At 43.6% G+C, this 19,690-nt stretch carries 17 protein-coding genes; 12 read left to right on the forward strand and 5 right to left on the reverse strand.

The features are described 5' to 3' along the window. Nucleotides 1–139: 139 nt before the first annotated feature. From L0657_RS04765 to L0657_RS04775, 3 genes are all read left to right on the forward strand, one after another. Nucleotides 140–496 carry an MmcQ/YjbR family DNA-binding protein gene (locus tag L0657_RS04765; protein ID WP_235149262.1) on the forward strand — a complete coding sequence of 119 codons (357 nt, stop codon included), beginning with the start codon at nt 140–142 and terminating at the stop codon, nt 494–496. A 1,073-nt stretch (nt 497–1,569) separates the two neighbouring features. Then, nucleotides 1,570–2,154, forward strand: coding sequence for a TetR/AcrR family transcriptional regulator (locus tag L0657_RS04770; protein ID WP_235149263.1), 585 nt, complete (start codon nt 1,570–1,572; stop codon nt 2,152–2,154). A gap of 85 nt (nt 2,155–2,239) precedes the next feature. Beyond that, a complete protein-coding gene (locus tag L0657_RS04775; protein WP_235149266.1) occupies nt 2,240–2,980 on the forward strand; it encodes a 3-oxoacyl-ACP reductase family protein in 741 nt (246 codons plus the stop codon). A gap of 264 nt (nt 2,981–3,244) precedes the next feature. Here the strand turns inward: L0657_RS04775 and L0657_RS04780 are convergent, their stop codons facing one another. Continuing rightward, the gene (locus L0657_RS04780; protein WP_235149268.1) at nt 3,245–4,003 is read right to left on the reverse strand and encodes a carboxymuconolactone decarboxylase family protein; all 759 of its coding nucleotides are present in this window, start codon (nt 4,001–4,003) and stop codon (nt 3,245–3,247) included. A gap of 111 nt (nt 4,004–4,114) precedes the next feature. Further along, nucleotides 4,115–5,014, reverse strand: a complete 900-nt coding sequence (locus L0657_RS04785) for an AraC family transcriptional regulator (RefSeq protein WP_235149270.1) — start codon at nt 5,012–5,014, stop codon at nt 4,115–4,117. Nucleotides 5,015–5,174: 160 nt separating this feature from the next. Here L0657_RS04785 and L0657_RS04790 point away from each other — a divergent pair, with 160 nt between their 5' ends. The 6 genes from L0657_RS04790 to L0657_RS04815 all read left to right on the forward strand — a co-directional run bounded on the left by L0657_RS04790 (nt 5,175) and on the right by L0657_RS04815 (nt 12,922). Next, complete coding sequence (locus L0657_RS04790) at nt 5,175–6,077, forward strand: MBL fold metallo-hydrolase (protein ID WP_235149272.1); 903 nt, start codon at nt 5,175–5,177, stop codon at nt 6,075–6,077. A 34-nt stretch (nt 6,078–6,111) separates the two neighbouring features. Beyond that, entirely contained in the window at nt 6,112–6,765 is a 654-nt protein-coding gene (gene paoA / locus L0657_RS04795; RefSeq protein WP_409014991.1) for an aldehyde dehydrogenase iron-sulfur subunit PaoA, read from the forward strand. 46 nt (nt 6,766–6,811) lie between these two features. Continuing rightward, the gene (locus L0657_RS04800; RefSeq protein ID WP_235149274.1) at nt 6,812–7,759 is read left to right on the forward strand and encodes a xanthine dehydrogenase family protein subunit M; all 948 of its coding nucleotides are present in this window, start codon (nt 6,812–6,814) and stop codon (nt 7,757–7,759) included. 1 nt (nt 7,760) lies between these two features. Next, complete coding sequence (gene paoC, locus L0657_RS04805; protein WP_235149275.1) at nt 7,761–9,962, forward strand: aldehyde oxidoreductase molybdenum-binding subunit PaoC; 2,202 nt, start codon at nt 7,761–7,763, stop codon at nt 9,960–9,962. 97 nt (nt 9,963–10,059) lie between these two features. Continuing rightward, nucleotides 10,060–11,943, forward strand: coding sequence for a pyrroloquinoline quinone-dependent dehydrogenase (locus tag L0657_RS04810; protein WP_235149276.1), 1,884 nt, complete (start codon nt 10,060–10,062; stop codon nt 11,941–11,943). A 34-nt stretch (nt 11,944–11,977) separates the two neighbouring features. Further along, nucleotides 11,978–12,922, forward strand: a complete 945-nt coding sequence (locus L0657_RS04815) for an SMP-30/gluconolactonase/LRE family protein (protein ID WP_235149277.1) — start codon at nt 11,978–11,980, stop codon at nt 12,920–12,922. A 241-nt stretch (nt 12,923–13,163) separates the two neighbouring features. Here L0657_RS04815 and L0657_RS04820 read toward each other — a convergent pair whose 3' ends face one another. The 3 genes from L0657_RS04820 to L0657_RS04830 all read right to left on the reverse strand — a co-directional run bounded on the left by L0657_RS04820 (nt 13,164) and on the right by L0657_RS04830 (nt 15,487). Then, nucleotides 13,164–13,484, reverse strand: a complete 321-nt coding sequence (locus L0657_RS04820; protein WP_235149278.1) for a 2Fe-2S iron-sulfur cluster-binding protein — start codon at nt 13,482–13,484, stop codon at nt 13,164–13,166. Between the two features lies 1 nt (nt 13,485). Continuing rightward, nucleotides 13,486–14,490: an NAD(P)/FAD-dependent oxidoreductase gene (locus L0657_RS04825; protein ID WP_235149279.1), complete on the reverse strand. Its 1,005-nt coding sequence runs from the start codon at nt 14,488–14,490 to the stop codon at nt 13,486–13,488. Between the two features lie 88 nt (nt 14,491–14,578). Continuing rightward, complete coding sequence (locus tag L0657_RS04830; protein WP_235149280.1) at nt 14,579–15,487, reverse strand: LysR substrate-binding domain-containing protein; 909 nt, start codon at nt 15,485–15,487, stop codon at nt 14,579–14,581. Nucleotides 15,488–16,541: 1,054 nt separating this feature from the next. Between L0657_RS04830 and L0657_RS04835 the strand changes: the two genes are divergently transcribed. The 3 genes from L0657_RS04835 to L0657_RS04845 all read left to right on the forward strand — a co-directional run bounded on the left by L0657_RS04835 (nt 16,542) and on the right by L0657_RS04845 (nt 19,596). Then, entirely contained in the window at nt 16,542–17,771 is a 1,230-nt protein-coding gene (locus tag L0657_RS04835; protein ID WP_255717741.1) for a site-specific integrase, read from the forward strand. Nucleotides 17,772–18,262: 491 nt separating this feature from the next. Next, the gene (locus tag L0657_RS04840; protein ID WP_235149282.1) at nt 18,263–18,466 is read left to right on the forward strand and encodes a hypothetical protein; all 204 of its coding nucleotides are present in this window, start codon (nt 18,263–18,265) and stop codon (nt 18,464–18,466) included. Between the two features lie 689 nt (nt 18,467–19,155). Further along, nucleotides 19,156–19,596, forward strand: coding sequence for a hypothetical protein (locus L0657_RS04845; protein ID WP_235149283.1), 441 nt, complete (start codon nt 19,156–19,158; stop codon nt 19,594–19,596). Nucleotides 19,597–19,690: the final 94 nt, after the last annotated feature.

Below are 19,690 nucleotides of genomic sequence, written 5' to 3' on the forward strand. Positions count from 1 at the left end.
TCCTGAAAACATATTTAACCGTGCCACTAAATGTCGATTTTGAAAGAAAATATCAGCGCATACTTATAGAATTTGGACCCACGTCTCAAATGGCGTGAGTCCTTTGTAGTTAAGTGTACTAAAAAACAAAAGTTTGATTATGAACTCAGAAGCTTTTAGAACTTATTGCCTTTCGTTAAACCAGACAAATGAAAAAATGCCATTTAATAAAGCGAAAGCACACTATGATAAAAACTTGTTGGTGTTCTCTGTATTTGACAAATGGTTCTGCTTCTTCAATGTTGATTCATTCGACTTTTGCGATATCAATTGCAGCCCGGAAGAATCACAGCAACTTCAAGATCAGTATGAAGGGATAAAACCTGGGTATCACATGAACAAGAAACATTGGATCAGTGTCTGTTTTAACCGGGATGTTCCAGACGCTAAAATTCTAGAACTCATTACCAAATCCTATGGCCTGATCGTATGTGGTCTAGCCAAAAAGCAGCGTTAGCAATTACAGAGCGTGGAATAAAACGACAGTTCACATTAACAAAAAGGACTATGACAATAAAAGAAGAACCTGCTTACAAGCATAATTACACAGCATCAGAACTTAAACTTGCTGAATAGAATTTTAGAAACGATTTGAGGCAAGTTGTTTGCCGATTCCTATCATTTTCTTATTCGCGTGTACAAATAGGTCAGGGCAGGGCTGTACTTACCTTTCAGGTTTTTTCCAAAAGTAGTCTTATAGATTTGGAATATTACTATGTAACTGCATCGAAGTGTATAAAATAAACAGGAAGCAGATGGACAGTGGCGGGTAATTTAGTCTACGTGCTCGTTTATCCGGCCAATGGATATGAAATTCGTGGACGAAAAAAGGGTTGTGTAAGTCCATCAATCTATAGTGGTCAGCACATACAGCTCCAAATGGATGATGGCTGTGGAAAAGTCTATTCTAATGTAACAAATTGGGGCGCTAGGCTTGGTTCCCTTTATGAATTTCGGTTTGGTAGCATTCGTACTGAGATAGTTAATTCATCAATTATAACTTTCATGAAGGTTATTAGGCAATGTTTTGGGAGTAATTTTTCGACCAGACAGACGTAATTTAAGGAAAATTTGGCCGAAGCCGTCACTGCCCGTTTCTTTCATCGGATTTATCTATATGTTCGAGGTAGATTCTAATCGCTTTTGAAGTGTAACGGAGATCAGATTGCAGTAGGTGATTCACGCTAATAATCAGTCACTTATAAATCCTATTTTGCGGTTTGAACTTGGTGCTCTGTGTTGATCTTATTAAGGGCTCTATCACAAATTTTTGCATACTTGATAAAAAAATCCGTTCAGTCTTGTTGTCCTAATAGCCTAAACGTCGTCATAAACCGCTTGCTAACATCCGTATTGTTTTGTTAACCTATTTTAAGGTTGTTTCAGTGCCAAACAGTATGTCTAATATATTTAAATGCAGCATCTAATAATATTGTATACTGGTAAATAGCCTACGAAAGTCTCTTAAAAAGCAATTGAAACGATTAGTCTAATTTCTATGTTACTGACAAAATAAACAACTAGGGATCTGTGGGAAAGCCTAAAGCATTTGATGAAGACGAAACTCTTGAAAAAGCTTTGAATTTGTTTTGGTGGAAAGGATATGAAGCAACTTCAATGCAAGATATTGTGGATACACTTGGCTTAAACCGTTCGAGTGTATATCATACGTATACCGATAAGCGTACTCTGTTCTTGCGTGCATTAAGCCGCTATCAACTGCAACAGGGAACTGCCCTTTCAAATTATCTAACTCAGGCACCAGCTACCCGGCAATCGCTGGAAGTGCTACTCTACCAAATCATTGATATAAGTTTAGCGGATGTAGATCGTAAAGGCTGTTTTACTGTGAACAGCACCATTGAATTAGCCAATCGAGACACCGACGTGCAGCGCATGGTAGCCAGCAATAATGATTTATTTGAGAGGGTATTCGCCCAGTTCCTAATCCGCATGCAGGATGAAAATTCGATAGCAGCACATGCTAATGTGAAGCAATTGGCACAGTTTATAGTTAGCTGCATGGGGGCCTTACGTGTTTCAGCGATCGCAAACCCGGATCGGTCAACTTTGACAGCAATTGCAGATGGCGTTCTTGCTGCGCTTCCAAAATAAATATTAATTTTATTGAACCAATCGTTTCAATAAAAAGTTCGACTAGTATTAAACCGATCGTTTCAATTAAAAATTTTAGACAAAAATGGATTCTATTAAAAACAAAGTTGCCTTTGTAACTGGCGGGAGTAGGGGTATTGGTCAGGCGATTGTTAGAAAACTAGTGTTAGAAGGTGCAAATGTCGCATTCACTTATACGAGTTCCGAGGCTTCTGCTAATGAATTGGTTAAAGAATTGTCAACAACAGAGGCAAAAGTAATTGCAATAAAAGCAGACAATGGCGATGCAGATTCTATTGTGTCTGCTATTCATACAACCAGTCAAACATTTGGAAATCTGGATATTTTAGTAAACAATGCGGGAATTGGAACAATTGCCACACTTTCTGATATATCCATTGATAATTTTGACCGTATAGTTGCAGTTAACATAAAAGGGGTCTTTGTGGCCATGCAGACAGGTGCAGCTTTAATGAATGACGGTGGACGAATCATCACCATAGGCAGTACAGCCGGAAGCAGAAGTGCATACCCAGGTACAACAGTATATGGGATGAGCAAGGCTGCGATCGCCGGTCTGACAAGAGGTGTTGCTCGCGATTTAGGGCCTCGTGGCATAACAGTTAATATTGTTCAGCCAGGTCCTATTGATACAGACATGAATCCGGCAGACTCTCAATTTGCCAATGTTTTAAGGAGTGCTATGGCATTAGGCCATTATGGCGAAACTTCTGACGTTGCAGATCTGGTGGCGTTCCTTGCAAGCCCCTCCGGAAAATTTATAACTGGTGCCAGTATAAATATTGACGGCGGATTGGAGGCTTGACAACTGTGGCTTCACTTTATTATGCGGCGTCAGTTAGTCACAGGCTATTTTAAATTATTATCTGTTCCTATGTGCAAGGTGATTTACCAAATCACCTTGCACATAGGAATATAGGTGCTTTATAACATGTTTTCTGTAACCGAATTATTATCATATAATTATTTAGGAGCTGTTCAATAACAGATTGGCTTGAAATTATCCAGTGTCTGTTTTACATTTGAGACAATCATTTTGTGGTATTATATGATTCAGGCTGTATAAGCTTTACAAATCTTTTGCCTCTCTTATAGTGTAAATTCCGTTGGCTGCCCGAGGGAAGCCGACGTAAGGGTACAACTGCACCATGGCAGATATGAGTGTTTCTTTATCATTACCAACTTTCATATTGCCCAAGACATGAGAAGCCATCTGTTTTTCTGTGCCGCCTAATGTAGCCAATGCGCAGAATATCATCAGTTCCCGGGTTTTAAGATTAAGCCCTTTTCGTGTGTAAAAATCCCCGAAACATGATTCTGTCAAAAGTTTAGGAATATCATTACCTAACTCCCCGGGCAAGTCCTGCATATTCTTTTTCATACCGTCACCATAAAGTGGGCCTTGTTTTTCCAGTCCCTTTTCAAGCCGGTCAGACTCAGTAACAGTTGCTTGGGCTTCCAAAGGAACCTTTATACCCCTTTGTTCAAAGACTTTGTTTATAACCTCCATTGCATTTAGAACCTTGGGAAACCCAATAAAAGGCGCACACTGGTAAATCACTTCGCGGATTTCGATGGGTGTAACTCCGACATTTAGTGCTGCATTGGTGTGCGGGGTAAGCTGTGGCAAGGTCTGGTTGGTTGCAAGGGCTGTAATGGTGATCAATTCACGTGTTTTGTCATCCAGGTTACCAATGAAAAAGACTTCCCCAAAAATCACACTTTGAAGAATAGTCAACAATTCGGGATCGGTTTTGCTGGCCGTGATATCCTGAGAAAAAAGCTCTTTATATTTCCCTTCTGCCCTGTGGGTTCTACTGTTTTCCATAGTCTTTTTGTTTTGTGATGATGCCGGGTTTTGTGCCAGGCAAGGGGGGAGGAATAGCGCGGTAAGCACGCATATTATAAGACAATTTTTCATTGCGGTTTTGGTTTGAGATTAATTACTGGATAGCCGGAAATCAACCGGTGATTTTCCTACCTGTTGTTTGAAGAGCCTCGTAAAATGGGAAGGATATTTGAAGCCAATTTCGTAAGCAATCTCACTGATGGTTCTGTTACTGCCCAGAACACGCTCTTTGGCCACGTTAATGAGCTTCTCCTGAATGTGATCATGGGCGGACTTCCCGGTTTCTTTCTTGACCAAATCCCCAAAATAGTTGGCCGACAAATTCAGCTTTTCTGCAAAAAAACGTACGGACGGTAGTCCCACGATTTGAGGGGCGTCCGAACCGAAAAAATCATTCAGTGCGCTTTCAAACCGGGTCAGGATATCCTTGTGAATGTTATCACGTGTGATAAACTGGCGGTCATAAAAGCGCATACAGTAGTTTAAAAACAGCTCAATGTTACTGATGACCAGTGTTTTGCTATGCTTGTCAATGGCTTGTTCCAATTCATACCTGATCTTCGAAAAGCTGTCTAAGATAACCTCCCGCTCGTGTTCTGAGAGGTGAAGGGCTTCATTGACATCATAGGAGAAAAACCCGTAGTCCTTTATCGAGCGGCCCAGCGAAGTGCCCCGTATCAGGTCAGGATGAAACACTAAGACCCAGCCAGTTGGCTGAAACATATTTTCATCATCGTCAAAACCGAAAACCTGCCCTGGCGCAATAAACAGCAATGTCCCATCCTGATAATCATAATGGCTACGGCCATATTTGAGCTCCTCGCACTTGACTTTTTTCAGGAAAATAATGTAAAGCTCCGAGACGAAACGTGCCCCTTGTATGGGCTTCGACTTGGATTGGTCCAGTACGCTCACTAGGGGATGCAGTGTGCGCTGGCCCCTTTGCGCATTGAATTGGGACACGCTTTCCAGCTTGAATATTTCACTCATTACTTTTTAGGTTTTGCTGCTCCAAAAGTAAGGAATGCATGCGATTTCAATTACATCCCAAGGTGCCGATCAGTAAAAGTGGTAAACATTCAAGTAATCCGTATAAGCCTTCATCCGGCAAATGGGCGGACATTTGCCTGACACTATTCCATGAGCGACCATGAGAGCAAAACAGCTTGCTATTTTATTGTTAATTACCATGCTGACCGAGACCGTGCTCGCGCAGCAGACAACGGATAGTTTGGCCAAAAAAACAGAAAAGAAATACCAGGCCAAACCACCGCAATCGCAGCCTTTTGGAAATGAAGCATTCGGTTCGTTTAAAACAACGACTCTCCGCTGGCTGGGTATGGCTGGGTTTCTGATTAATAGCAGGGGCACCAATTTGATGGTCGACCCGCTGCTGCAAGGTTTTGATATGCCCATCTTGATTGAATTTCCGATCAAAACCAAAGACGTGCCGCGCTTGGATGCCGTCCTGATAACCCATGCAGATAACGATCATTTTAGCATACCGACCAATAAAGAACTGGTGGGCGTTACCAAGGCGTTCCACTCTACGATCTACGTAGATTCGCTGATGAAAAATATGGCATGGCCATCGTTTGGGCATGATATAGGAGGCGAATTTAAAGTAGGCAATGTAAGCGTCAAGCTTACCCCGGCCGATCACGCCTACCAGAATTCCTATCCAAAGCCAGGTCAGCGCCATTTTAAAAATGAGGATGCGTGCGGGTTTATGATCCAGACTCCTGACGGTACGATCTGGGCACCAGGCGATTCCCGGTTGATGGATCTGCACCTAAATCTTCCTACACCGGACGCCATCCTTTTTGATTTCTCTGACAGTGAGTGGCATTTCACCCTGGCCGGCGCAATCAAGCTGGCCAATGCTTATCCGGATACCCCGCTGCTGCTCTCCCACTGGGGCTCAGTGGATGCGCCCGATTTTTCACCATTTAACGGCGACCCAAAAAGCCTGTATGACAGAGTAGTAAATCCAAAGCGTATTATCGTTTTGGCCCCCGGCCAGCCCTACACCTTGAAAAAGCTGGAAAGATAGAACTTAAATGACTGGTAATCATTCATAAAGCAATATGATGGAAAATGAAAATGGATCTGGCGCCATTACCCGGCGCGAAATGCTGGCCGGGACTGCCATTGCGGTTACTGCACTCGCAATGACCAAGGTAACAGGGTTGGAGGCCGTCCCATCCGCCCCGACTGTCACTCCGGTTGAATCAGAAGGGGTGTCTTTCAGTGTCAACGGAAAAGCGGTTAAGCTGGAAATGGATACCCGTACCACATTACTGGACGCGCTCAGGGAACATCTGCATTTAACAGGCACAAAAAAAGGCTGTGACCATGGACAATGCGGCGCATGCACAGTACTGGTAAACGGAAGGCGAATTAACTCCTGTCTCTCACTCGCATTGCAGCATCAGGACGATTCCATTACGACCATCGAAGGCATAGGCACACCTGAAAACCTTCATCCGATGCAATCTGCATTCATTAAACACGATGGTTTCCAATGCGGTTATTGCACGCCTGGGCAAATCTGCTCGGCGGTGGCGGTTCTGGAAGAAATAAAAGCCGGGATGCCCAGTCATGTGAGCGCTGAGCTGAAAGCGCCTGTGGCATTCAGTAATGCCGAGTTCCGCGAAAGAATGAGCGGCAACATCTGCCGCTGCGGCGCTTATTCCAACATTGCAGAAGCTGCAGCGGAAGTAGCTGGGGTACAAGGATGAGAGGCGCTTCCCGGCAAATCATTTTCACACTTGAACTGTATTCAACTTGAAATCATTCACATACGAACGCGCTGAAACTCCGGCCCAGGCTGCGGCAGCGGCAAGCAAACCAGGGGCTAAATTCCTGGCCGGGGGCACTAATTTGCTCGACCTGATGAAATTGCAGATCGAGACGCCCACCCACCTGATCGACATCGGAAGGATCGGGCTTGATAAAATAGAATCAATGTCCAATGGCGGGTTGCGCATTGGGGCACTGGTGCGTAATACAGATCTGGCAGCTGACCCACACGTGCGCGCTGATTATGGGATTTTGTCCCGGGCGCTGCTTGCCGGAGCGTCAGGGCAGCTTCGCAATAAAGCAACGACTGCGGGCAACCTTTTGCAACGCACGCGCTGCCCCTATTTTTACGATACCAACCAGCCCTGCAACAAACGCTCGCCGGGTAGTGGCTGTTCGGCCATTGCCGGTTTCAGCCGTCAGCTTGCCGTTATAGGCGGCAGCGATGCCTGCATTGCTACCCACCCAAGCGACATGGCTGTTGCCATGATGGCACTTGATGCCGTAATTGAAACGGTGAAACCCGATGGCAAGACCCGTCTGATTCCAATCTCGGAATTTTACCTGCTTCCCGGTAAAACGCCGCACTTGGAAACAAACCTTGAAAAAAATGAGCTGATCACCTTTGTCGTCTTGCCGGCACCTGTGGGTGGGACCCATGTCTATCATAAGGTACGCGACAGGGCTTCCTATGCTTTTGCACTTGTCTCGGTGGGGGCTATTCTATTCAAGGATGGCAGTGGAAAGATTGCCCTGGGCGGTGTTGCCCCCAAGCCATGGCGTAAACCTTCTGCGGAGAAATTCATCCAGTCCGGCGCAAAAGGATTCACAGCCAAGCTGCTGGAAGGTGCCAGGCCGACAAATGAAAATGCATTTAAACTCACACTCGTGCAGCGCACCATCGAAGGGATTTTAACAGAAAACAGAAGCTGATATGAAATTTGAAAAACCTGCGGGAATCAACCCCATTGACCAGCTCAAAGTCATTGGAAAACCGACGGACCGCATTGAGGGCCCTTTGAAAACAACGGGCACTGCAAAATATGCTTACGAATACAATGACCAGGTGGTAAGTCCCGCTTACGGATATATCCTGGGTTCGGCCATTGCCAAAGGTACTATTTCGCGCATTGATCAATCGGCAGCCAAGCGTTCAGCGGGCGTACTGGCCATTGTTACCGCTGAAAATGCCGGGCCGCTTCAACCAGGCAAGTTTTATGTCAGTCGGTTTTTGGCTGGGCCGCAGATCGACCATTACCATCAGGCGGTTGCGGTTGTGGTCGCAGAAACCTTTGAACAGGCGCGGGCTGCGGCTTCCCTGCTCAAAGTCGATTACAAAAAGTCAAAAGGTTCTTATGACCTTGAATCGGCCAGGGACTCTGCCCAGCAGCCAGCGCCAGCCGAGTTCGGCCCGCCGCCACAGACTCTGACTGGTGATTTTGAAGGGGCCTTCAAAACGGCACAGGTCAAACTCGATGAAACCTATACAACACCTGACCAGGCGCATGCGATGATGGAGCCGCACGCGACGATTGCCAAATGGGATGGGGATCGGTTGACCTGCTGGTGTTCGGTGCAGCAACTTAACTGGGGTGTACGGGACCTGGCCATTATCCTGGGAATACCCAAAGAGAACATAAGGTTAATTGCTTCCTATATCGGTGGTGGCTTTGGAGGAAAAGGTACCGTGCTGGCAGATCTGGTTGCAGCAAGCCTTGCCGCCCGGGCAGCAGGACGCCCTGTGAAACTTGCCTTGCAGCGTCCATTGATGTTCAATAACACCATTCACCGGCCTAAAACTATCCAAAGAATACGCATCGGTGCGGATCAGGACGGTAGGATTACCGCCATTGGCCATGAAAGCTGGTCGGGCAACTTGCAAGGAGGCAGGACAGAGCCGGCCACTGCTTCAACCAGAATCCTATATGCTGGTGCAAACCGTCTGACACGCTTAAAGCTGGCCGTCTTGGACCTTGCGGAAGGGAACGCTATGCGTGCTCCTGGTGAAGCACCTGGCATGATGGCGCTGGAAATTGCCATGGATGAAATGGCTGAGAAGCTCGGCATGGACCCGGTCGAATTCCGGATTAAGAACGATACGCAAGAAGACCCAGAGAAACCAGGGCGAAAATTCTCAACCCGTAAGCTTATAGAGTGTCTGCAAACAGGAGCAGAGAAATTTGGTTGGCAGAATAGAAGGGCCAAACCTGGCAGCATAAAAGAAGGACAATGGCTGATCGGCATGGGGGTTGCTTCGGCAGTCCGTGGAGCGCCGGTCACCAAATCGGCTGCGCGCGTCAGGCTTAATAGCAGTGGCATCATCACGGTGGAAACCGATATGACTGACTTGGGAACGGGCACTTATACTATTATAGCGCAGACAGCTGCCGAAATGATGGGCGTCGGGCTGGATAAGGTAATGGTAAAATTGGGCGATTCGTCATTCCCCGAATCAGCAGGCTCCGGCGGCCAGTGGGGCGCTGCGTCATCTACATCGGGTGTTTATGCAGCCTGCGAAAAGCTACGGGAAGCGGTTGCAAACGTTTTGGGTTTTGAGCCCACGAAAACACAGTTTTCAGATGGTAAGGTAATTTTTGGTGATCAAAGTGTCGATCTGGCAGGTGCCGCAAAAAGCGCTGAATTAGTTGCTCAGGATGAGATGACTTACGGAGGACTGTCAAAAGAGTATGCGCAGACCACCTTTGGTGCCCACTTTGTAGAAGTAGCAGTCAACGCATATACCTTTGAAATCAGGGTACGGCGCATGGTTGCCGTCTGCCATGCCGGACGGATATTGAATCCGAAAGCCGCTCGCAGTCAGGTAATTGGTGCGATGACCATGGGGGTTGGTGCAGCATTAATGGAGGAGATGGTGGTTGATAAAAATATAGGCTTCTTTGTCAACCACGATCTGGCCGGCTACGAAGTGCCAGTTCATGCAGATATTCCTTATCAGGAAGTGATCTTATTGGAAGATATCGACCCGACCATGTCTCCGATGAAAGCCAAAGGGATTGGTGAGCTGGGACTTTGCGGCGTGGCATCGGCAGTTGCCAATGCGGTTTACAATGCCACCGGGATAAGGGTGCGTGACTATCCGATCACACTGGATAAATTATTAAAAAACAATGTCTAAGCATATGAAAAAGTACAATTTATGTAGATTGAAAATCCAAGGTCGATTTTGCTACTTTTCAAAAAAAGCATATCGCACTCGGTTATGGCCTTTTGCTATGCTTGCATTGACATTGTTATCCTTTGTCAGCCCAGCACAGGATATTGTGCAGGGGTATGATAAATCCGGGTCAAAATATGCTGGTGTGGGCCAAATCAACAGTGAGAATTTCAGTACACTCAAAGTGGCCTGGACATGGAATTCTCCCGATGAGCAGATTACCTTAAAGGACCCAAAGTTAAAGACATGGGTATGGGAGTCCACCCCCGTCCTGGTTGATAGCGTGCTTTACATCAGTACCTCCATGTCGCAGGTGGCAGCCGTAAATGCCTTGACCGGTAAAAGCATCTGGGTTTATGACCCACAAACATGGAAAAACGGGATTCCTTCAAATAATGGCTTTGTGCACCGGGGGATTACTTACTGGTCTTCTGGCAATGATAAACGGATTATCCTGGCTACTGGCGATGGTTACCTGATTGCCCTGAATGCATTGGATGGAAAACCTGTTGAAAATTTTGGAAATAAAGGAAGGATTGATTTAACAACGGGGCTTGGCAGGACTGTGGACCGTAAGCTTTACGGAGTATCATCGCCGGCCATCATCAGTCGCGATGTAATAATTGTCGGTTCCAAAGTAAATGATGTCCCTTTGACAAAGCTGATGCCACCAGGAGATGTCAGAGGGTTTGATGTGCGGACCGGTAAGCAAAAATGGGTATTTCATGCAATACCGCAGAAAGGAGAATTTGGCAGCGAAACCTGGGAAGAAGGATCTGGTCTGGCAGACGGAGCGACCAATGTCTGGACTTTGATGAGCGCCGATGATTCGCTGGGTTACGTGTATCTCCCTTTCAGCACGCCATCCAATAATAATTATGGGGGGGAGCGCCCAGGCGACAACCTCTTTGGTGAAAGTCTGGTATGCCTTGACGTGTTGACAGGTAAGCGGGTCTGGCATTTTCAGATGGTGCATCACGGACTGTGGGATTATGACTTGCCAGCTGCTCCAAACCTGATCGATATCGTTGTGGATGGTAAGCCCATTAAGGCGGTTGCGCAAGTCAGTAAGCAAGGATTTACCTATGTTTTTGACCGGATAAATGGAAAGCCGGTTTGGCCGATACAGGAGCGAGCAGTTCCGCAGTCAACCGTTCCGGGGGAAAAATCTGCTGCCACCCAGCCATTTCCAACCAAGCCGTTACCCTTTGACCGGCAAGGCATGAGCACAGAAGACCTCATTGATTTTACGCCAAAATTAAAGGCGCAGGCATTAGGTGTATTCGCTAAGTACAACTCCGGGCCATTGTTTACCCCACCTGCACTTGACAAGCCAACTATCCAAATGCCGGGTATTGCAGGAGGGGCCAGCTGGTCCGGCGCTGCCTTTGACCCCAGCACACAAATCCTGTATATTCCGTCCAATACCATGCCTTACGCTGTGAAGCTGGTCAAATCCAAAGTTGATGGCTATCCATTGATCGGAGAAACCAAACCAGTTGAAAGCATAGATGAAATTCCCATATGGAAGCCTCCTTACGCCCGTATCACAGCAGTGGATATGCAAACTGGCCTTCATAAGTGGGTTTCGCCTGTGGGCGACATCGGAAAGGATAATGCTATACTAAAAACACTTAATCTTCCGCAGCTCGGCCGCGCAGCCAGAAACCATATACTGCTAACAGAAACACTTCTAATTGTCGGCCAGGAAGGGTCTACACAAAGAGAATCAGGCGATTCACCAACAGCGACATTTGCAATCAAGGATCCAAAACTACTGGCCTATGATAAGGGCAACGGTAAGGTTGTAGGTGAAGTGCCGCTGCCAAGAAATGTAACAGCTGCCCCAATGACTTATGTCCTGAATGGCAAGCAATATATTGCCATTACAACCGGTGGGGCAAACCTGACACCTGAGCTGATCATATTAACTCTTCCATAAACACTTAAGCAGTCAGTATATGAACTTGCATAACATGAGCATCGTAATCTTGGCACTGTTATTGACAAAAATACTAATGGGAAGTGTGTCTTTGGGTAGACCACAGCAACTGATCAAAATTCTGGAAAAGGCAGATATCGACTCGACCCTGTTTATAAACGGGCAGATGTCGCCCAGGTTGGTCTCTGGTAATTTTCTGACTACCGAAGGTCCTGCCGTAAGCCGAGATGGTAATATTTACTTTACCGACAAGCCAGCTGATCGGATTTACCGGTACGATTTAGAGGGAAAGCTCAGTATTTTTAAGGAAAGAGCTGGCCGGCCAAGTGGAATGTACATTGATGCTAGCGATAACCTGATTACGTGTTCGGGTAAAGAACATGAGATATGGTCGACAGATCTTCAAGGGAAGTCAAGTGTTTTGCTTAGCAGCCAGGATTTTGAACATTTGAATGGGCCAAATGATTTGTGGATCAATAAGAATGGTGATATATATTTCACTGATTCCTATTACCCGGCAAAGGAAAACCCGTCTGAAAAAATAAAGTCGGATACAACCAGGCAAAGGGTATTGCTCTCACCTGCACAGGACCGCAAAAATGTAAAAGTTGTTGATCAGGACCTTAAAAAACCAAATGGGATAGTGGGATCGGCAGACGGGAAAACGATGTATGTTGCTGACATTGCCGCTAATAAAACATACCGCTATTCGGTTGGAGCAGATGGCAGCTTACTGGATAAAACAGTCTTTATCGAAATAGGTGCGGATGGGATTATTTTGGACGAGAGGGGCAATCTCTATTTGACAGGAAATGAAATCACAATCGGAAATGCTTCTGGAAAGATAATTGGTCATATCACCACACCTTCCAAAAAAATTACAAATCTCTGTTTTGGTGGTAAGGAGCGGAATTTGCTTTTTATTACTGCCTTTAAGGAGATATATGTTTTAGCTATGAACGTTCGGGGAATAGAATAGGATTTGATTAATAGTGATGTAGTGCAAAGATGGTATAAGTAAAGTACTTGCAGATCTTCCACATTTGGCAGTGATGTTTAAAGGATAGCAAGTTACAACCATATAGGTACTTTCTTTTATAGACTTCCTAGAAACTAAACATGTTTTGCAATTCTTTATAAACCCGTTTATGTGGGATATCTATATAGAATTTGTTCGAAGGCTTTTCTCATAAGTCGCATGATATGATGCTATTGAATGGTTAATTAGAGTAATTTGTAAGCTGCAACAAAATGCCTTGTAAGCCTTGGTTTACCCTTAGCTGGCAAGCCAGTCGGCTATTATTTTGTGCGTCAGGACGGCTTTCTAGGGTCATTAATTCATCATCTTGTGGCTCGGCAAGTTGCTCCTGTCCTTTTAGGATCAGGCAGTGGCAATCGGCGCACAGAGCGAGCCCACCGCAGGTAGCGCGCATTTCATAATCATGGTTTTTCAATGTTTCCATGAGGTTAACGTCTTCATCTTCTACTAGTTGCAATTCATTTGTCTGCCCCTGGCGGTCAATTACTGTAAGCTGTATCATGTCAGAATGCATTTACACCATTTACGGTAGTGTACTTAAAGCTCAGTTTTTGTTCCGGATATACGTATTTAAATGCGCTTTGAGCCATTAAAGCTGCTTCGTGAAATCCAGATAGAATCAGTTTCAGTTTGCCTGTATAGCTATTTATATCACCAATTGCGAATATGCCCGGCGTGGAAGTAGAATAATCGTCTACATTCACCTCAATAGCTGATTTATTAAGTGCCAGTCCCCAGTCCGCGATTGGGCCTAGCTTTGGTGTCAATCCAAACAGGGGAATGAGGTGGTCGGCTTCAAGGTTAATTACACCATTATTCTTGGTAGAAATGGTGAGAGACTGCAAATGTCCGTTCCCTGCTACTTCGGTGATCTGTGATTCCAGTAGCAGGCGGATTTGTCCATTATGAGCCATTTCCACTACTTTATCCGCAGAGTCGGGGGCACCCCGGAATGTTTCGCCCCGGTGTACCAGTGTCAGTTCGGATGTGATTGGTGCCAGAAAAATTGCCCAGTCTAATGCTGAATCCCCGCCACCTGACAATACAACCCTGCGGTTCCGAAATATTTCAGGATTTTTGACAAAATAGGAAATGCCTTTTCCTTCAAATGCTTCCAAACCGATTATCACCGGCTTGCGTGGCTCAAAGCATCCCAAGCCGCCCGCAATCACGATCACTTTGCACTGAATGATGGTATCGTCATGGGTTTGTACCACAAAACCACCACCTTCCAGTTTATTTACTGAGTCGACACGCTCGCTCAAGGTAAAGCCAGGCTTGAACGGAGCTATCTGCTCCATCAAATTATCAATCAGCTGTTGCGCTTGAATGGACGGAAAACCAGGTATGTCATAGATGGGTTTTTGTGGATAAATCTCAGAAAGCTGGCCGCCAACCTGGGAGAGAGCGTCCACAAGATGGCATCGCATTTTTAACAATCCTGCTTCAAAAACGGCAAAGAGGCCTACGGGACCGGCTCCAATAATACAAATGTCAGTGGTAATCATCGTTAAGTGGCTAAATGCCTTTTTTAATACATACAAAGGTGCCACATTTCAATGCCAAAGGCGAATCACAAATTGTTATTCGATATAACTAAATGTTATAATGGCTTTTACAAAAACGCATGAATAGTTCGCTTAATGAAGATGTTTTTCCGTGTAGGTGTATAAACTGAAAGTCCCGGTAAATTTCCAAATTTTTGATATCAATAATCGTTAGTTCATTGTATTTCAATTCATTTACTACCGACTGAACAGAAAGGAAGGCGGCTGTCTGAGAATTTAACAGGTACTGTATGATGGCAATGCTGCTCTCAAGCTCGATCTCCACGGTAAGATCGGTGAATGAAAGTCCGGCTTTTGTTAATGCTTTTCGCAGCACGTCCAAAGTGCCCGAACCTGCCTCACGCAACACAAGTGGGATCGTGGTAAGTTGTTTCAAATTAATTTCTCCCCATTTCGCATATTTTCCTTTTGTTTGGCTAACTAGCACAATTTCATCTTTAACAAACGGCGTATAACTGATTTGCGCATAAAAGCCAGCACCTTCTACAATTGCGATATCGACAGTTTCGTCAAGTATGTGTTTGGTTATAAGGTCAGTGTTGCCCTGCACAAATGTAAATGAAAGATTAGGATAAGTCTTTTTAAAAAGTGCCAGCAACTTGGGCAGGATAGTCTGCGCCACAGTAGTACTCGCCCCAATGCGGATTGTCCCCCCGTGAGAATGCGCTATTTGCGCGATCTTCGATTCCATTTCGCGTGACAGCTGTATGATCTTGGCCGCATAACTAACAAACAAGGCACCTTCTGCAGTAAGCCCAATTGTATTCCCGTTCCTGGTAAAAAGCCGGCAATTCAGCTGCTGTTCCATTTCACGCACATGCTTAGTCACAGCGGGCTGGGTAATGTTCAGTTCAAGGGCAGCTTTGGTAAAGCTGAGCTTTTGTCCAACGGTGTAGACAACATGAAGCCGATAGTCTACGGTTCTTAGGATAATCATTTTTATATATTAAAAGCATTTTAATCCCTATGCCTAAGCTTCAACTTGGATGGATCATCAAATTATTCCTTTGCTGATCCGATGTAGTTTATAAAACAGGAGGAAATCCCAAACTAATCAATTTAAACTCCGAAACTCATTTGGAGTACTGGGTCTATTGTTTAAAATACGTGTAAAGTGTTGATAAATATTTAAAAACCAGAGGATAAGCAATTTCGCTTAATGATGTACCAGTATCAAAAATTTTCGCTTTGTTTTGCTCTATCGTTTTGGATTAGATTAAATCCAGAGCTGTATTCTGTTTCTTTTTTAATAATATCAAAATGTATGTTACAAATAATGTGATCATTACTAAATGATCGATATTTTGCTTGTTGTCAGTTATCTTGGATTTCCGCCCAGACCGAAGTTTTTCTAGTCAAAATCGGTCAGAAAATGCAAATAAAAATGATCATTAACAATAGCAACGCGATTGATACCTGAGCGAACTTTTTAGAATTAATTAACTCTATCAATTATTGAGTGATTTTTGATTTTTTTATGCGAGACTTTACTTTAAAGCAATCAATCTCTAACTATAAGCTAGCCTGAATATATCAAAGGATCTACTTACAATAACCATCGGACTTTTAATCCATTGTAATCACAACTTTGCTTTGACAAGTCTTCCATTTTTATTGTTTTTATCCTGGGTATTTGTAGTAAAAAAAACTTGGTGAGCAGATCAAGAGTTGAAATAAAATGCCGATGTAACATATTGAAAATTAAGTTGTTGCAAGAAAGGTTCAGTTCTCGTTGGGTGCACTGAATGACATAACAAAAATAATCAAAACCCTGCAAATCAATCATTTACAGGGTTTTTGTTTTTTAAAAACACGTCAAAATATGCAATAATTCGCAATAAGTTGGTGAGCAAATCGGGACTTAAGAATCCGAAAAAAAAGTGCTCACCAGAATCGTTGTAAGTATTTGTATATCAGCTTGTTTATTGCGTTAACATCTTGTTTTTTTTGTATTGCAAACCTACTTTTATTCACATAAAAAAGGGAGCGATATGCTTAGTAAAACATTCACATTATTATTCTACCTTAAGAAAAGGGGCAATTATTCAGGAGGGAAATTGCCTATTTACATGAGATTCACCATAGACGGCCATCGCATTGAGATGACAACTAAGCGTGAATGTGAACCCGATAGGTGGAGTATTTCGTCCGGTAGAAAGGTTGGGCAAAAGGAGGATGTTCGCTCGCTCAACGCCTACTTAGATTCCCTGCAAACAAAGGTTTACGAGGCACATCGTGCTCTCGTTGATTCAGGAAAGCCGGTCACAGCTAATGGAATCAAAGATATCCTGACTGGTGTTGCGGATAAACCTCGGATGATCATTGAAATTTTCAAAGAGCATAACGAGGAAATGTTAGCCTTGGTTGGAAAGGATTTTGCAAGGGGGACGTACAATCGCTATGAGGCTGCCCTGCGCAACGTTCAGGAATTTTTACTCTACAAGTATAAGGTAAAGGATATAAGTCTTGAAAAGCTTGATTATAGTTTAATTTCGGCTTATGCTTTTTATCTCAAGCATAAAAGAAACATATCACATAACACAACCATGAAATACCTGGTCTATTTTAAAAAGATTGTTTTGATTTGTGTGAAGAGCGGATGGATTATTCGAGATCCTTTCTTTGCGTTCAGTATGGCAAAGCAGGAGGTAGATCGCAGGCCCTTGGATGATACTGAATTAAAAGCGATAGAAACTAAAATACTCCCTAATGAAAGGCTGAGGAAGGTGCGAGACATCTTTTTATTCTGCTGTTATACCGGGCTTTCCTATGTAGATGTTCAGAAACTGAAAAGATCAGAGATGATTGACGGAGTCGACGGAAAAAAATGGTTATCGATCAAGAGGCAGAAAACGGATACCCCGTCAAAAATTCCCTTACTGCAAATACCTTTGAATATTCTGGATAGCTATGCGGATCATCTTCATTGTCAAGCGCAGGATAAGTTGCTTCCCGTTATGACCAATCAGCGCATGAACTCGTATCTTAAAGAGATTGCGGATGTATGTGGTATTGAAAGAAATATCACATTTCATTTAGCTCGTCATACCTTCGCAACCACTGTGACTCTTTCGAACAATGTACCAATCGAGAGCGTATCTAAAATGTTAGGTCATAAGGATCTGAGAACAACCCAACATTACGCAAAGATCGTGGATAAGAAGGTGGGTAATGATATGGAAGACCTACGAAGAAAACTGGAAATAAAATCTTCAATATGACCGGTAGTACGATTACCGCTGGCTCTACTGCTGATTGAAAGATTAAAATTTCTTAATAGCCCGTAAAATAAAGGTTTACGGGCTATTTCGTTTCTTTCTTGTACCATGATCGAAGTATCCATTTATTTTACATCATGCCGGAATTGAATATATTGAGCTGGTGAATCTTTTCGCGCAGCGCGGTATTTAACTTATTGAAGATGATGCATTGGGCGAACCTCGCTAGAAGGTTGGCGTTTCATCCAGCCAAAGCATATTCTAATTGCGACAATGTGATTTATTGCTCTTGCTTTTCAAAATCTCAGGCACTGGGTTTCCGGGTCTGGTGGGTGTCTGCCGATAAGCATCATGCTGTATTGGGAAAAATGAATTTCGTATCGAACATCTCTACTGACAGCGTGCTTTAAGATACAACTGACTCATACCTGGAAAGTGGCATCTAGAGCCACACGGGTACGATCTACTAGTGCAATATTTGTGCAACACTTTGCGTGGAAGAAAGCCAGGAAGATCTTTACTGGATATGTAATTCGGGTATTGAAATCATCACGCATCCGGACAGCATAATCGGCCTTGCCAGAAAACGTGACTGGATCATCAAGAATGTTGGCAGATGCTTTATGCTTGACGCTGATATAGACCACCTCACAAGAATTTATTCTGAGAGAGGTGAAGAAACACATGTGAATCCATAAACCGCCTTTGATATCGTTCAAATGACAGCTCGATCAGATGCTCAGGTAGGTGCTTTGCTGTTCGGGTTTAGCTCGTCACCTACACCGATCAGCTATAACAGCCTGAACGCTGTTCAAATGTCAGGTTAAATAACTGGCTGTGCTCATGGTGTCCTCTCAGGTTCTAAACTATGGTATAATCTGGAAATTATCTGCAATGAAGATTACTGGATATCGCTATTAAATGTGCTCTATCACCGCCTAATCTGGAAGGATACCCGGTATTACTAGGCGCAAAACAATACGTTTGTCAATCGCGGCGGATTGGCTGAGTTCAGGAATGTGAAGCAGAAAAGGATTTCAACCTTTTGAAAAAAGTGTTCGGTAATGTCATTGAGTTGCGACAATCTAATGGTATACATAACATGAAACATCCATTTCAAAAATCGCTCCATTTGCCATTTTAAGATAGTGCGAATATCTTCTACAAAACAAGTACGACCATACCTACACAAATAAAGCCAAATCTTACTACACAAATAAATATAATATTTTGTTTAAGTGAAAATAGCAAAATAATTTAGAACCCTGTAAAATTCAGCAAGACAGATTTGTAATAATTACAAATCTGTCATAAGGGAATTAAAAAAAATTATAAAAAAATGCTTAAAAAAAGTAAATAGCAGTTGCAAATATAATTTACAACTGCTATGTTTGATAAAAAAATCGAAATCATGAAACTAAACTTTGTTAAAGCGAGTGAGCTCGACGGTAATATAAAGGCTACGATTCATAAATCTGGTAAGTTAGGATTTAGTAGCGGAGCTCATAAAAAGCTTGAATTGGATAAAAACAGATTTATCAAAATCGCTTTTGGTGAAGACTATTCTGAAACCAAAATACTTTTTGCCATTTTGCATGAAGATGAAGATACTGATAGCTTTAATATTGCAAAGGCAGGAGATTATTATTATGGAAATACTAAGGCGTTATTCGATGAATTAGAAATAGACTACGAAACGCAGAAAGTAATATATGATATTAAAGAAACCCAATACGATGGTAAAAAAATTTTTAAACTTAAACCTAGAATTTTTGAGCGAGAGAAAAAATATGGAAACGAAAAGGACATTAATGAAGTAGAACAATAAAAAAACGAACATTTGTGGATTCCGAGGCCCAGTTAAATGTTCGTTTTGAGTTTTGCAATAAGAATGGTTAAAAACGAGACTAGCTCACTTCGTT

The organism is Dyadobacter sp. CY345 (assembly GCF_021502725.1).
Lineage (GTDB): Bacteria > Bacteroidota > Bacteroidia > Cytophagales > Spirosomataceae > Dyadobacter.

Excerpts from the sequence above, each read along its gene's own strand:
- L0657_RS04790 (WP_235149272.1), top strand. The coding sequence starts at position 5,175 with ATGAGAGCAAAACAGCTTGCTATTTTATTGTTAATTACCATGCTGACC.
- L0657_RS04785 (WP_235149270.1), bottom strand. The coding sequence starts at position 5,014 with ATGAGTGAAATATTCAAGCTGGAAAGCGTGTCCCAATTCAATGCGCAA.
- L0657_RS04825 (WP_235149279.1), bottom strand. The coding sequence starts at position 14,490 with ATGATTACCACTGACATTTGTATTATTGGAGCCGGTCCCGTAGGCCTC.
- L0657_RS04845 (WP_235149283.1), top strand. The coding sequence starts at position 19,156 with ATGTTTGATAAAAAAATCGAAATCATGAAACTAAACTTTGTTAAAGCG.
- L0657_RS04835 (WP_255717741.1), top strand. The coding sequence starts at position 16,542 with ATGCTTAGTAAAACATTCACATTATTATTCTACCTTAAGAAAAGGGGC.
- paoA (WP_409014991.1), top strand. The coding sequence starts at position 6,112 with ATGATGGAAAATGAAAATGGATCTGGCGCCATTACCCGGCGCGAAATG.
- L0657_RS04765 (WP_235149262.1), top strand. The coding sequence starts at position 140 with ATGAACTCAGAAGCTTTTAGAACTTATTGCCTTTCGTTAAACCAGACA.
- L0657_RS04815 (WP_235149277.1), top strand. The coding sequence starts at position 11,978 with ATGAGCATCGTAATCTTGGCACTGTTATTGACAAAAATACTAATGGGA.
- paoC (WP_235149275.1), top strand. The coding sequence starts at position 7,761 with ATGAAATTTGAAAAACCTGCGGGAATCAACCCCATTGACCAGCTCAAA.
- L0657_RS04810 (WP_235149276.1), top strand. The coding sequence starts at position 10,060 with ATGCTTGCATTGACATTGTTATCCTTTGTCAGCCCAGCACAGGATATT.
- L0657_RS04820 (WP_235149278.1), bottom strand. The coding sequence starts at position 13,484 with ATGATACAGCTTACAGTAATTGACCGCCAGGGGCAGACAAATGAATTG.
- L0657_RS04780 (WP_235149268.1), bottom strand. The coding sequence starts at position 4,003 with ATGGAAAACAGTAGAACCCACAGGGCAGAAGGGAAATATAAAGAGCTT.
- L0657_RS04830 (WP_235149280.1), bottom strand. The coding sequence starts at position 15,487 with ATGATTATCCTAAGAACCGTAGACTATCGGCTTCATGTTGTCTACACC.
- L0657_RS04775 (WP_235149266.1), top strand. The coding sequence starts at position 2,240 with ATGGATTCTATTAAAAACAAAGTTGCCTTTGTAACTGGCGGGAGTAGG.